Origin of the sequence: Actinoplanes sp. L3-i22 (assembly GCF_019704555.1) — a bacterium.
Taxonomy (GTDB): Bacteria; Actinomycetota; Actinomycetes; order Mycobacteriales; family Micromonosporaceae; genus Actinoplanes.
The window spans coordinates 530,240-542,871 of record NZ_AP024745.1 but is presented as its reverse complement, the minus strand read 5'-3'; the positions used below and the strand labels follow the sequence as shown (position 1 = coordinate 542,871).

At 65.8% G+C, this 12,632-nt stretch carries 15 protein-coding genes and 1 tRNA gene; 6 read left to right on the top strand and 10 right to left on the bottom strand.

The features are described from left to right. Window positions 1-317 precede the first annotated feature (317 nt). Window positions 318-390: transfer RNA gene (locus tag L3i22_RS02535), tRNA-Arg, on the top strand. A gap of 162 nt (window positions 391-552) precedes the next feature. Here the strand turns inward: L3i22_RS02535 and L3i22_RS02530 are convergent. The 10 genes from L3i22_RS02530 to L3i22_RS02485 all read right to left on the bottom strand — a co-directional run bounded on the left by L3i22_RS02530 (window position 553) and on the right by L3i22_RS02485 (window position 7,990). Further along, window positions 553-1,935 (bottom strand): tyrosine-type recombinase/integrase, encoded by a 1,383-nt coding sequence (locus tag L3i22_RS02530; RefSeq protein ID WP_255657899.1) that lies wholly within the window; start codon window positions 1,933-1,935, stop codon window positions 553-555. Beyond that, the gene (locus L3i22_RS02525; RefSeq protein ID WP_370644348.1) at window positions 1,932-2,120 is read right to left on the bottom strand and encodes a helix-turn-helix transcriptional regulator; all 189 of its coding nucleotides are present in this window, start codon (window positions 2,118-2,120) and stop codon (window positions 1,932-1,934) included. Before L3i22_RS02525 ends, L3i22_RS02530 begins: the two co-directional genes overlap by 4 nt. Window positions 2,121-2,122: 2 nt before the next feature. Continuing rightward, window positions 2,123-3,886: a replication initiator gene (locus tag L3i22_RS02520; protein ID WP_221325397.1), complete on the bottom strand. Its 1,764-nt coding sequence runs from the start codon at window positions 3,884-3,886 to the stop codon at window positions 2,123-2,125. Next, a complete protein-coding gene (locus L3i22_RS02515) occupies window positions 3,883-4,383 on the bottom strand; it encodes a hypothetical protein (protein WP_255657898.1) in 501 nt (166 codons plus the stop codon). The genes L3i22_RS02520 and L3i22_RS02515 overlap by 4 nt, the downstream gene beginning before the upstream one ends. Then, complete coding sequence (locus L3i22_RS02510; protein ID WP_221325396.1) at window positions 4,380-5,780, bottom strand: FtsK/SpoIIIE domain-containing protein; 1,401 nt, start codon at window positions 5,778-5,780, stop codon at window positions 4,380-4,382. Before L3i22_RS02510 ends, L3i22_RS02515 begins: the two co-directional genes overlap by 4 nt. Then, window positions 5,780-6,091, bottom strand: coding sequence for a hypothetical protein (locus L3i22_RS02505; protein ID WP_221325395.1), 312 nt, complete (start codon window positions 6,089-6,091; stop codon window positions 5,780-5,782). The genes L3i22_RS02510 and L3i22_RS02505 overlap by 1 nt, the downstream gene beginning before the upstream one ends. A gap of 101 nt (window positions 6,092-6,192) precedes the next feature. Next, window positions 6,193-6,621: a hypothetical protein gene (locus L3i22_RS02500; RefSeq protein ID WP_221325394.1), complete on the bottom strand. Its 429-nt coding sequence runs from the start codon at window positions 6,619-6,621 to the stop codon at window positions 6,193-6,195. 90 nt (window positions 6,622-6,711) lie between these two features. Then, the gene (locus L3i22_RS02495; protein WP_221325393.1) at window positions 6,712-7,443 is read right to left on the bottom strand and encodes a GntR family transcriptional regulator; all 732 of its coding nucleotides are present in this window, start codon (window positions 7,441-7,443) and stop codon (window positions 6,712-6,714) included. A 5-nt stretch (window positions 7,444-7,448) separates the two neighbouring features. Beyond that, complete coding sequence (locus tag L3i22_RS02490) at window positions 7,449-7,736, bottom strand: hypothetical protein (RefSeq protein WP_221325392.1); 288 nt, start codon at window positions 7,734-7,736, stop codon at window positions 7,449-7,451. Then, window positions 7,733-7,990: a hypothetical protein gene (locus tag L3i22_RS02485; protein WP_221325391.1), complete on the bottom strand. Its 258-nt coding sequence runs from the start codon at window positions 7,988-7,990 to the stop codon at window positions 7,733-7,735. Before L3i22_RS02485 ends, L3i22_RS02490 begins: the two co-directional genes overlap by 4 nt. A gap of 255 nt (window positions 7,991-8,245) precedes the next feature. Here L3i22_RS02485 and L3i22_RS02480 point away from each other — a divergent pair, with 255 nt between their 5' ends. From L3i22_RS02480 to L3i22_RS02460, 5 genes are all read left to right on the top strand, one after another. Beyond that, window positions 8,246-9,112 (top strand): GntR family transcriptional regulator, encoded by an 867-nt coding sequence (locus L3i22_RS02480; protein WP_221325390.1) that lies wholly within the window; start codon window positions 8,246-8,248, stop codon window positions 9,110-9,112. Further along, entirely contained in the window at window positions 9,109-9,816 is a 708-nt protein-coding gene (locus L3i22_RS02475; RefSeq protein ID WP_221325389.1) for an HAD family hydrolase, read from the top strand. Before L3i22_RS02480 ends, L3i22_RS02475 begins: the two co-directional genes overlap by 4 nt. Then, the gene (locus tag L3i22_RS02470) at window positions 9,813-10,637 is read left to right on the top strand and encodes a phosphotransferase (RefSeq protein WP_221325388.1); all 825 of its coding nucleotides are present in this window, start codon (window positions 9,813-9,815) and stop codon (window positions 10,635-10,637) included. Before L3i22_RS02475 ends, L3i22_RS02470 begins: the two co-directional genes overlap by 4 nt. A 102-nt stretch (window positions 10,638-10,739) precedes the next feature. Beyond that, window positions 10,740-11,798, top strand: coding sequence for a DUF262 domain-containing protein (locus L3i22_RS02465; protein WP_221325387.1), 1,059 nt, complete (start codon window positions 10,740-10,742; stop codon window positions 11,796-11,798). After that, window positions 11,785-12,501: a HEPN domain-containing protein gene (locus L3i22_RS02460; protein WP_221325386.1), complete on the top strand. Its 717-nt coding sequence runs from the start codon at window positions 11,785-11,787 to the stop codon at window positions 12,499-12,501. The genes L3i22_RS02465 and L3i22_RS02460 overlap by 14 nt, the downstream gene beginning before the upstream one ends. Window positions 12,502-12,632 lie beyond the last annotated feature (131 nt).

Below are 12,632 nucleotides of genomic sequence, written 5' to 3'. Positions count from 1 at the left end.
TCGACCGGTACGGACGATCCGTCCGTACCGGTAGAGCGCTTACTATGATGGCGACGACCACCTGATTGAACAGTCGTCGGTTTACTCCAGCCGCGATGCCGGACGGCTCACTTTCGGCGGGGTCGAACAGAAGATCGCCGATCGGCTCGCCGCCGGCATCTGCTGGGCACGAACGGGCATGAGGCCGGCCACCGCGCGATCCCCATGCTCCGTCTGCGATCCGGCGGCCGGATCGCCCCGGCCACGATGCCGCTGGTCAGCGGTGGGCGTTATCGGGTGCTGGAGGTCACCGCTGGTCAGGTAGGATCACCACTTGCGCCCTCGTAGCTCAGGGGATAGAGCGACGGTTTCCTAAACCGCAGGTCGCAGGTTCGATTCCTGCCGGGGGCACTCTATCGATCACCAGAAACGTCCGCTGACCTGCACGGACTCAAGATCGCCGATGTGTCACCGTGTGCAGCCGTAGGCCTCCGGAAGCCGCCGTTTGTCGCCAGTCGTGCAAAATGCGTGCAATGGATCTTGGGGTTGTTTCCGCAGGTCAATCCCCCGATTTCAGTCACTGAGTGCAGCCTCGATCCGGGAGTTGAATCGCTCCCGATCACCGTCGAGACACTTGGCGTAGACCTTGAGCAAGACGTCCACGGAGTGGCCGGCGCGGTCGGCCACGTCGGTGGCGGGTACCCCCGCGTTGAGCCACAGCGAAACCCCGGCGTGCCGCAGATCGTAAGGGCGGCCGGCCAGCGGCGTGCCGACCCGGTCCGGCGGGAGCGCAACCGCGCGGGCAAGCTCCCAGACGCGGGCGTACGACGAGGACGAGACCACTCCCCCACGCGTGCTCCGGAACAGCCGACCCGTTTCGTCGGAGCCGAAGCGCTCCAGGTGCTCGCGCAGCATCGTGACCAACTCGGGCGGAATGGGCACCTCCCGCGCCTCTGCCTGACCTCGATGCTTGAGCCCGCGGTCGTCGTGGACCTCGCCGCTATCGGTGTAGCGCTTGCCCACCGCCGGCCGCGAGCGCTCTACGGTCAGAGTCCCCCAGCCGGTTGCCGGAAGCTTGCAGTTGCTTCGGCGCAGGTCGGTGGCCTCACCCGGCCGGAGCCCCGCGAAGTACATGCAGGCGAAGAACGCCCGAAGCCGCTCCCCACGCCAGCCGTCCTTGCCACGCGTGCCGACGTAGGTCACGGCGGTCAGCAGCTCACGTGCCTGCGCGGGGTTGACGACCACGCGCCGGTCGACCTGGACGGAGACCTTGCTTCGGTTAGAGCGCACCCGCAGTTGGTCTACCGGATTGAACGCGAGGAGTTCCAGCTCGACCGCGTACTGAAGAACGTTGTAGAAGACCGCGCGCTTGCGCCGGCTCGTGGTGGCCGCAGCGCTTCGGCCATCGAGCCGCACAGTCAGCGCGTTGAGCGCCGGGCGGATGACCGACGCTTGAGCCAGGTCAGCCAGAGGAAGCGACGCCCGCTCCAGCCACTGCAGAGCCTTAGCGACATCAGCAGGTCGCGGCGCCTCACGAGTTGCCGGAACAAGTTCAAAACCGCGGAGAGCCCGCCGCAGCAGCTCGGCGTCCGGCCGGCCGGGAACGTCCGCAACGAGCGCGGGCGTGACCGTGGCCAGTGCGTCGGTCAGGCTCTCCCGTGATTTCGCGGCGGCATCCGGCCACTTCATGTCGAGGTAACGCCGGACGAAAGCCAGCCAACTGACGCCCACTGGAGTCGGCATCATCGACTCGGGAAGACCGGAGTCGGTGTCGAACGCCTCGCCGCGGTTGATGGCCTGCATCAGGTCGGACCGGTAGCTATCGGCCAGCGCCCGGGTTGTGAACGTCTTCGACTCCGGCTTGCCGGCCAGCAACCACCGCACCGTGTACGACTTCCGGCGGTTGGCAAGCTTGTTGATTTGGATGGACCGGATGCGGACTTCCTGGGACTTCACGCCGCCTCCCGGTGCCGGTTGAGCCATTCGCGGAGATCGCTGCGAACGATCCGAAGTTCACCGTTGGGCAGGCGGATGCAGGTTGGGGCGTTGCCGAGCTCGCGCCAGCGGTAGAAGGTCCGCCGCGACACTCCCTTCAAGACGTCGAGCACCTCAAGAACCGTCATCAGGTCGTCGTCCGCCACGGTCAAAGTCCCCCTCCTGCCTGCGCGTCCTGAGTTGCCGAAACATCTGCGGGTCTTCGTGCGGCGGCGAGTTCGGCGCGCCGCTGGATGCGTTGGGAGATGGCTCGCAGGAGGCGGTGTTCGAGTGGGGGAAGGTCCGGGTCGTCGTGTCTGGCCATCTCCCAGGCGACCGCCGGCTTTTCGTTTGCCTCTGGGTCGTCGGTGACGCCGAGGACTGCTTTGACCCAGGCGTGGGCGTCGGCGCGGTGGTCGGCGAGGGTTTTGCCGGACCAGTCGCGGGAGACCAGGACGCGCCGGCCGCCGATGCCGAGGGTGGTCTTCTGGTGGACCCGGCCCTTGCAGTGGCCGGGCCGGAGGCGGCCGTGGGCTTTCTTGGGTTGGACGCCGTAGAGCAGCCAGTTCGAGCAGCGTTCCGAGCACGGTGTGACGCGGAGTTCGTGCCAGAGGCGGTCGAGGTGGGCGCGTTGCGGGTCGCTGGTGGTCTGGTGGCAGTCGGCGGCGGATTTGGTCACGTACTTGGTGATGTAGCCGATCGTGCGTTCTACGTCGCCGGAGCCGGTGTCGACGCCCTTGGCCTTGACCTGGGCGCCGAAGCGAACGAGGTGCGCCGGCTCGGCGTCCGGGTCGTCGTCGACGGCGTCCAGGGCTTCGCCCCAGGTCGCCAGCAGGCGGCCGGTGTCCGGGTCCGCCCATGCTTCCGCCTTGGCGTCCCAGACCGGTGGCCGGTTGATCGGATAGCGGAGTTGGTCGGCGGGTGGCCACCAGACCTGGTGGTAGGTGGCCTTGGCGACCAGCTCCAACATCGCGCGCGGGATGGTGCCGCGGATGGCGAAGTGCGCGTGCGGCGCCAACCGGCGTTGCGGCTCGACACAGCCCGCGTACTGCACGTTCCAGCCGACGGCCCGGCGCAGGTTCTGCCAGTACCGGTCGAGCAGCCGGGGGAAGTGCACGGCGTCCCAGGCCGCCCGCCGGTAGTTGTACCGGGACGGGTCGACCGGCGTGCCGAGCTGCGGGTCGTCGGCGGTGTGATGGCGGCGACAGGAGCACGGCCGGCCCTGGTGGATCGAGTGGACCGGGCCGTAGCTGTCCAAGGTCAGGGTGAGCCACATCGAGGGGCGGTGCTCGACCCCGTCTGGTCCGACGTAGGTCCGGCCGACCGTGCGGGCGTCGACCTTCTGCCGGGGCAGGTCAGGGACGTCCTGGCGCCGTTTGGTGGACCGGACCCGGCGGGGCTGGTCGTCGTCCTCGTCCTGATCGAGTCCGCGGCCCGGCGTGATGCTGCCGCGCAGTCCTTCCGCGGTGATCTCCTGCTCGACTGCTTCGATCGCGATGGCGATCCGTTCGAGTTCGGCCACGCGGCCGGCCGGGTCCATCGGGGTCAGTTCGAGGGCGGCGCGGTCGAATTCGAGGTGCGCCCGGGCGGTGATCAGGTCCCGTTGCCGAGCGGTCGCTGGCGCGGGGCCGGGCTGGGGTTCGTCGGCCCGGTGCCAGCCCTCGCGGATCTGGATCTGCCGCAGGCGCCGGGCCTTCTTGGCGCAGGGCGGGCATTTGGCTTCGAGGGTTGCGCCGCAGGGCAGGTCGACGAGTTCGGTTTTGCCGGTGGCCAGGTCGGTCCGCCGGAGCGCGATGGGGTGGATGCAGACGCCGTGGTCGATGGCCAGGTCTTTGAGTGCGTCGACGGCCCGCGGCAGCGCAAGTCGGGCGGCCCTGGAGCCCGGCCGAGGGGTCGTTGTCTCTGCCGGGGCGGGCAGGGTGGGGGTGGTCATCGGGTCACCTGCCCGATGATCGGCACCCCGTTGGTTCGGGTGGTCGGCCGGACCGGGATCGGCTCGATGATCGGAGCCGGTTCCGGCATCGCTTCCGGCACCACGGGCGTCGAGGCTGCCGTCGGCGTGCCGGCGAAGACGAGCTTGACCAGGGCCATGAAGGCGAGGGCGGGGACCGCGGACAGGAGCCAGCCGGAAGGGCTGGGTTGGGCGACGGCGAGTTGGGCCGAGAGGGACAGGGTGCCGGCGGCGATGAGCAGGAACAGTGGGTAGCCGATCGACGCGCCTGCTGTGCGGCGCCGTTTGATGGTCAGCAGCGCGGCGACCGGGACGAGTTCGGAGATGACGGCGTTGACCCAGCCGAAGGCGTCCGGGGTTCCGGCCGGGGCGTGGCGCATGGTCCAGTCGTGGACGTGGGTGAAGGAGGCCCACCCGGCCGCCACCGCTACCACGGTGAGGATGACAGCCAGGGCGAGAGATTCGATCCGGTCTTTCACGCGGCAACCCCGTAGTCGTCGGCCATGTCGCGGACGGTGGTGTCGTCGCAATAGGTCAGCCGGACCCGCATCGGGGTCGGGTCGCCCTCCAGGACGACGAAGCCGATGCCGGGCTGGGTCTGCGGGATCCGGTCGCACAGGGCTCCGCGGTCGCGCATGTTGTCGCCGAGCACCAGGTCGACCTCTGACGGCTCGGACAGCCGCAGCCCGATCCGGGTCGGGAACAGCCCGCGGGCCGGAAGGACCTCTTTGCGGGGGTCCTGGATCGCGGCGACGACGTGGACGCCGACGGCTCGACCTTGCGTGAGGACGATGCCGAGCGCGGCCTTGATCCGGTCCTTGAGCTGGCGTTCGGTCAGGTAGGCGGTCAGGTTTGCCAGTTCGTCGATGACGAGGACGATCAGCGGCTCATCTTCGGTCGGTGTGTGCTGGCGCGTCTTGCCGGCGAGCCGGGCGGCCCGTCCCTGGGCGGTGGCCGCCGCGTGTTCGAGCATGGCGGCCATCTCGGCGAAGTCCCGGGAGGCGAACTTCGCGAACAGCGCCCTGCCGATCCCTAGCTCCATGCCGCCCTTGGGATCCAGGCCCCACAGCTCGACCAGCCCCGAGGCGACCCCGCCGGCCAGAGACCGGACGATCGACCAGATGGCCGAGCCTTTGCCCGAGCCAGTAGCGCCGACGATCAGGACCTGGGTGCCGAACAACCGCAGCCGGTAGAGGCCGCCGTCTTCCTGGACACCGATCGGCAGGGCCGTGAAGTCCGGCGCGAACGGGATCGGGAACGGCTCCACTGTTTCTTGCAGGGTGTCGCCGCGCATGAGGACCAGGACCACGGCGCCGTAGGTCGGGCCGGGGATGGCCTTGACCTGCCGGACCCCGAAGGTCTGCGCCAGCCGCTCGGACGCTTTGGCGAAGTCGTCAGGGATCTGCCCGGTCACCATCCGGACCAGCACCTCGTCGCAGCCGCCGGCCTTGCACCGGACGCGGCGGATCTGGGGGATGATCGTGCGTTTGTCGTAGGAGATCGACAGGTTCGCGGTGACCATCGCGGCCATCCACCGCCGCCGGTAGACCAGCCTGCGGAACCGGGCCAGTGCCGGCCACCAGCCGAACCGCAGCCATGACGCCCGATTCACGTGAAACCAGCAGGTCACGGCGGTCGTGATACCGCCGAGTAGCAAGGCGAGGGCCTGCCAACCGTAGGCGAGGTAAAGCCAGACCAAGCCGGTGACCGGGAGGGTGGCGTACCAGTGCTGGACGTAGGCCTTGACCAGCCAAGCGACAGTCTTGAGGGTCTGCCAGAGGATCGCTGCCCAGAGCGGGATCTTGACGAACGGGGTGCGGACGTTGAGCGGTGCGACGGGGATCGGGTCGCCCTTGATGACGTTGATTAGTGGCATCAGTCCGCCGCCTTGCCCGGGGCGTCGGCGGTCAGTGCCTGGCGGATGTGGTCGAGGCGTTCGGCGTCGCTGACGTCGGGGATGAGCAGCGCCCATGCCTCGATGCGGCCGACGAGCGAGGCGTAGCGGTACAGCTTGTCCCAGGCGTCCAGCGCGTAGCGGTTGAGTGCGAGGCGGGCGTCCGGGTCGGCGCAGGCGGCGCACCGGTCGACGTCGAGCGGGAGAGATTTGAGCAGGTCGCAGCCGGTGCACGTACGCCAAATGGTGTTGTCTTTGGTGGTGATGCGGGCAGCGTCGGATAGCTTGGGCATCGCAGCCCTCTCCTCTTTGTGGGTGGAGTGGTTGAGCGCCCGGGGCGGGGGTGACTTCTTGGCGGTTGTTGACCCCGCTCCCGGACGCGGCTACTTGCAGGTCAGGCAGCCTGCGCGCGACTCGTCTGCGGGGCGCTCATCGCGCTGGCGCGGATCGACCAGCCGAGCCGGGCGCGGCACTTGGCTCCGACGCCCTTGCACTTCTGCGAGTCGACGTACGGCGTGAGCATCACGTCGTCGAACTGCACGATGGGCGGGTAGCCCGGCACCGCGGACGTGGGCGGGACCGGCTGGTGCGGCGCGACGACCTTGACCTTGAACTCCTTGGACCCGCCGAACTTTCCGGCCTCGGGGTCCAGGTCGAGCAGGCGGACCAGCCAGATCCGCTCCCCCGTCTCCTTGTCGCGCAGCTGGTCGTCGCCTTGGCCGCGCTTGTCGAAGTCGGTGGCCGGCTCCACGCCGAGGCAGAGCGCGCCGTGCGGAGCGACGTAGTCCCACGGCACCGGCACCTTGATCGAGTTCGGAATCACCGAACGACTCCCTCCGTCGAACCTAGTTACTTGACTAACCAAGTTGGACCGAAGTTAGCACATGGACGGCATGGCTAGCCAAGTAAATCCTTAGTGGAAAGAGAAGATTTCTTCGATGCCTTGAGATGGCAGCGGACGGGCAAGATCAACGATGAGCAGCGGGTTCGCCTCCGCACTGCGAACTACCAGCAGGTTCGTCAGAACGACCGCGCCTGGATCGACGGTGAGCAACGTCGATTCCCGGGCGGTCGCCGGCCGGGCAGAAAGTCGCTCGATCACGTCAGCCGCCGCGAGTCGCCGACAGCGCTCAAGATGATCTAGTGCACCTTCGCGCAACGGCCCGGCATCGGCGAATCCGGTGCCGATCGCCGCGACCGCGGGCAGGTAGACCGTGGAGAGCGTCGAGCAGTCCGTCCCGTCGCCCTGCATGACCCGCTGGCGGGCAACCACCGACTCACCAACGGGGATGGCGAGCATCGTCGCGATCCGGGACGAGGCGGGTGCGCCACCTGCCCCGATGACCGTGCCGTGCGTGAGCTCCGCGGCGTGCAGCGCGTCGAATAGCCGGCGGGGCAGTGACGGGCGCCGGCGCGGTCGCGTGCCGAGGACGAGCCGGCCCTTGCCCTGCACGCCTTCCAGGTAGCCGAGCTGGCGTAGGTACTCCAGTGCCCGGACGACCGTCGAGCGGGACGCGTCGAATTCTCGGACGAGCTGGGATTCGCTGGGCAGCATCGACCCGGGCGGGTAGGTGCCGCGCTCGATCCGTTGTTGTACCGCGTCGGCGATGTTCGCGTACTTCGCCGGGACGGGTTCGATCGGCATTCCGGTCACGCCCCGCGGCTTTCGGCATGGGTGACCTGGTGGCACACGGCGACGTGAACCAGGGCTTGCGTCCATCGCAGCCGGTAGCCGCCGATGAGTTCGTCGCCTTCCACCCAGATCCACAGGCCGCCGTACCACTGGGAGATGTCGAGCCGAACCCGTTGCACGCGCAGGACCAGGACGCCATCGCGGTACCGGCATTTACCGTCCGGGATCTCCAGGACGCGGCCGACGAGCTGATCGGCCGGGACCGGCAGGTGCGGCGGGGTGGAGATCGACAGAACGCCGGTCACCAGTGGTGACCTTTGTTGGCGACGTGCGGGCCGGCGGCCGTACGTCCCATCGCGGTCGCAAGACCGAGGTCAGCGAGCTGGCGAGCGACGCAGGGGTAGAGGATGGCGGGCCGGCAGTTGAGGCACCAGCCGTCCGGGCCGGGCTGATGATCGGCGTAGAGGCGCCGGGCCAGCCGCCAGATGAGCGGGTTGGTGCAACCGGTAGGCGGGTTGATCGGCGGTGTCTGCCCGCCGGCGTTGAGCGGTTCGGGCATGACCGGACCTCCGCAGCAGCGTGGAGCGGCACCGAGGCGGGCATCCCTGTTGGGATATGAAAACGCGCCCGCCTCGGTGCCGACCGCCCTCGCCAGAACAAGGTCAGCCGGGTAACGCTCGGCGATCAAGTCGAATGAGGACTCAATTTGGCTAGCTTGGCTAGCCACATTGAACGTAAGGGTGTCGCCAGATGTACGCAACCCCTGGCGACCTGAAATCCCTAGCCTGGCTAGCCAGGCCTTAAGCTGTCCGATGTGAACGTGGAAGCTCGCGACCTCGACGACCTGGAGCCGGACGACGCTCGGCCGGCTTCGCAGCAGATCGCTAACGTGCTGCGCGCGGCGATCCTGACGCGTCGCTTTGCCCCAGGTGAGCGCCTGCCGTCGCAGAACGAGTTGGCCGAGCGGTACGGCGTGGCCCGCGAGACGGTCAAGTCCGCGCTCCGCATCCTGCGCGACGATCGCCTGATCGTGAGCCGTCAGGGCAGCGGCGCGTTTGTACGCGCGCAGACCGATCGCCCGGTCGGGTTGCGGCCGCACATCGAGGCCGCGTTTGAGCAATCACACATCACGCTCGACTTCGCCGGCTTCTCCAGCGAGACGCTGCACGGCGCCATTCAAGAGCCGCTGGACAAGATCCGCGCCGGCCGCCTGACGCCGGAGTCAATCGCGATCCGCATCCTGCTGCCAGACCTGGGTCTACCAGCAGTAGTCCCATCCCGCGCCGAACCAGCCGGCGACGACCCCGCGGTCCGCGAGCGCGCTGCCCGCATCGCCCGCCGGCACACCGAGGCGATCGAGGAGTCCGTCAGCGAGTTGGCCACGCTCGGCCTGGTTCGCCACGCCACGACCGAGGTTCGCGCCTACGGCACCACGGTTCTGTCAAAGCTCTACATCCTCAACCGCGACGAGGTCTTTTTCGGGTTCTATCCAGTCGTCCGCAACACGGTGTCCGTGGACAAGCAGCCGGTTCCGATCTTCGACGTGCTGGGCAAAGACGTGCCGCTGTTCCACTACGTGATCACCGGTGACGAGGGCGACGCGAGCGATCAGTTCGTCCAGCAGTCACAGGCCTGGTTCGACAGCATCTGGACCACGATCGCCCACGAGTACACGCCGTGACCCTCACCGACCTGGTCGCCAACGCCGGCTGTCTCCTGATCGACTTCGACGGGCCGATCTGCTCCGTCTTCGCCGGCTATCCGGCCCGCACGATCGCCGAGGAGATGCGCATCCTCGCCCAAGAACGCGGCGGCGCCGAACTGGCGCCGGTGTTCGCGGACCTGCCGTTCGACCCACTGGACATCCTGGTAGCGGTCGCCGCGGTCGCCGAGGACAGCCTGATCCGCGAGGTATCCGACGCCTGCCGCGACGCCGAGGTAAAGGCTATCGCCTCAGCCACCCCGACACCCGGAGCCGCCGATGTGCTCCGCGCAGCTCACGCCGCCGGCCGCTCAGTCGCCATCGTCAGCAACAACAGCAGCGCCGCGATCGAGGCCTACCTCCACCAGCACGACCTACTCCGCTACGTGGCCGGCATCGCCGCCCGCTTCGACGGCATGGATCCACGCCTGCTCAAGCCGGACCCGTTTCTCGTGGAGCAAGGCCCCGCCGCTGCACGGGCAAGCCGCGACGCCGCCATCTTCATCGGCGACTCAGTCACCGACATCGAGGCAGGCCAAGCCGCCTGTATCCCCACGGTCGGCTACGCCAACAAGCCCGGCAAGGACCAGCGACTCACCGACGCGGGAGCAGACGTGGTGATCGGCTCCATGCAGGCCATTGCTGATGTGCTGTCCAGCATCCCCGCAAAGCCGAGCCGATGACCGACCAACTCACTTTGCCGGCCGACGTGCTGGCGAACGTCCAACGCCGTTGGCCAGACCTCGCGGACGTGTGGGCAGCCAAGGTCCACGAAGAGTTCCAAACCCTCTGCGAGCGCTACCAGGCCACACCACGCAGCATCCTGCCAGCCCGCTACGGCTTCGTCGTCGCCGTCGACACCCCAGACGGCCCACTCGTACTCCGCAGCAGCCCAGACCCCCGCGGCCACGACCAGGCAGCCGTAGCCACCGCGCTCGCTGACCTGGGCGCCGCCCCACAGATCCACGAGGCCGTCACCACCAGCCACGGAACCTGGACCGTCGCCGACCGCGTGCTACCAGGCACCCCGCTCAGCCGAACCGACCCGGCAACCGTCAACCCGCAGGCACTCTTCGCACCACTGGCAAAGATGCGAAACCGGCCGGCCCCACGACATGGAATGCCCTCAGTGCTGGATTGGCTCCGCGACCGCCTCAAAGACGACAACCTCGGCGATCTGCGTCCCGGCACGACCGTCGCGCCGGCCAGCGAACGCAAGGCCGCACTCGGCCTCCTGACCGACCTAACTCGTGATCACGTTCCCGCCCTCTGTCACGGAGACGCATCCAGTGGCAACATCATCGCCAACGGCCCACAGCATTGGCTGTACATCGATCCTCGCGGCATGAGCGGAGAACATGCCTACGACGTAGCCGTCCTTGCTCTCAGGATCAGCACCGTCCAAAGGTCACCAAATCTCATCAACCAAATCGCGGGCCTTGCGCAGGTCGAAATCGACCGACTCCACGCTTGGACGGTAGTTGCGCAGGTCGCACGCGTCTAGGGTCAAGCAAAGCTTCAGTACCCGCTGCAGCCCAGCTTGGCCGCGTAAGTGAAAGGGCGGAGTGACTGTGCTTGGGCTAGCGAATTGCGTAGGCTGACCAGTATGACAGTTGCTTCAGAACTCAGCTCGCTCGAAGATCAGCTAGGAGAAGAACGCAAAAAAGTTGACGTGGCGAGCCATGACTTTTCGGTCCGTGAGTTGGTGCGAATGCTAGCCGACGGCGAACTCAGCATCACGCCTGAGTATCAACGCAAGTACCGATGGGACGATGAAGTTAGCTCAACTTTCATCGAATCCGTTTTTCTAGGGTTGCCGATCCCTCCTATCTTTGTGGCTACTAATGCCGGCTTTCAATGGGAGGTTGTTGATGGCCTTCAGCGACTTTCAACACTTCTGTACTTTATTGCGGAAGGTCCCGATGGCCTAAAGGCGGTAAATCGCAGCAAAGCGCTGAAGCTTACGAGGCTGCAAAAACTTACCCAACTTAACGGGGTCGGATACGATGACCTCCCGGTGCCGCTACAGAGATACTTCGGTCGACAGCCACTGCAGGTAATATCCCTGACGGATAAAAGCAGTAAAGAAGTTCGCTTCGATTTGTTTGAGCGGCTGAATGCCGGCTCGATTGCACTTTCACCACAAGAGGTGCGCGCCTGCATCTATCGGGGAGAATTCAACCGACTCCTTGAAGAGTTGGCAAGTGGGGATCTGCAGGATCTGCTTAAGCTGCAGCAAGCCAGACAGAATGACGGAACCGCTGCCGAGCAGGTACTCAAATTCTTCGCTTACAAGAATGCCCGCGATAAATTTGATGGGCGTGTCAAGAAATTCCTTAACGATTACATGGAGTCGGTGCAGGGTTCGGAAAGTGTCGAGGTTGACATAGAACTATACAGCCGCTCGGTATCATCTCTTCTGGAGGCGACAGGGGGCGGCCCGCTACTGCGAACAGCAACGGCGGTTACTCCGCTTGTTCAGCTAGAGGCATGCTTGGTAGGTATCGCTGAATTGCTCACAGACGGAGTTGATGTAACCATCCCGCCATCGGGCTGGCAAGACGATGCGGCGCTCGTGACGGCAAGCACAGGCGGTAGCAATACCCGCACAAAGCTGGAAGCGCGCATTAATCGAGCGAAGGTGCTCTTCAGTGGGCGCGCATGATTTCTTAGTCTCCTCTATTCTCGGCGAAGCCGACCGTCTATTGAAGCGAACTGACTCTTTAAAGACGTATCTGCTGGCGGCCCTGTCTTTGAGTAGGCAAGACCCAAGACGGTGGAATTTTGCGACTTTGGAGGCCCGCGCCAGTGCGGTCATTTATACGGTGGCGGAATTGGAGTCGCTTACCAAATATTTGATTCGAGAAACACATAAAGAACTAAACGGTAACCATCAAATTAAGGATCTCATACCGTGCTTGCGACAGCTCGCAGCACATGAGGCATTCGAAAGCCTACGCGATTTGAGCGATGCCACAAAAGTATGGCCGCGAAGAGCTGAGGCAACGACTCTAGATCTTAGCGGCCTGTCATTGAAGCTACCGATTATCACAAAGTCGGCGCAACCTCCAATGGACGGAAAAACGCCCAACCCGCAGCTGTACGCGCGAATTTGGGATGTGTATGGCCTTCCGGGCACCGCCTTCCCCTACGCTCGCTGGGACGCGTCGATGCGAAAGCTGGGTGGCGTGCGTAACGATCTGGCGCATGGCAATATTCCCTTTCATCAAGTTTTTCAGTCTGCCGGGATGAATTCCGCTGATGTCGAGCGGTACGTCGACGACGTTACGGAATTCGCACTTCACTTGGTGGATTGCTGGACAAGTTATTTAGATCAGCAGATGTACTTAGTCTCATCCGGACCTTAATTGATGGGCCGATTTTTTCGCGGCATGAGTTTTGCAAGTCATTGCCGAATTCGCCTTTTTTGGATCAAGGCGCCGCGCGAGCGCGGCGCGCTGCGCTCGGCCTGCTGGCGGCCTTCGGCCGGCATCGGCCG

Coding starts and splice junctions, on each gene's coding strand:
- L3i22_RS02520 (WP_221325397.1), bottom strand. CDS start 3,886: ATGACCACCCCCACCCTGCCCGCCCCGGCAGAGACAACGACCCCTCGG.
- L3i22_RS02510 (WP_221325396.1), bottom strand. CDS start 5,780: ATGCCACTAATCAACGTCATCAAGGGCGACCCGATCCCCGTCGCACCG.
- L3i22_RS02505 (WP_221325395.1), bottom strand. CDS start 6,091: ATGCCCAAGCTATCCGACGCTGCCCGCATCACCACCAAAGACAACACC.
- L3i22_RS02495 (WP_221325393.1), bottom strand. CDS start 7,443: ATGCCGATCGAACCCGTCCCGGCGAAGTACGCGAACATCGCCGACGCG.
- L3i22_RS02485 (WP_221325391.1), bottom strand. CDS start 7,990: ATGCCCGAACCGCTCAACGCCGGCGGGCAGACACCGCCGATCAACCCG.
- L3i22_RS02470 (WP_221325388.1), top strand. CDS start 9,813: ATGACCGACCAACTCACTTTGCCGGCCGACGTGCTGGCGAACGTCCAA.
- L3i22_RS02465 (WP_221325387.1), top strand. CDS start 10,740: ATGACAGTTGCTTCAGAACTCAGCTCGCTCGAAGATCAGCTAGGAGAA.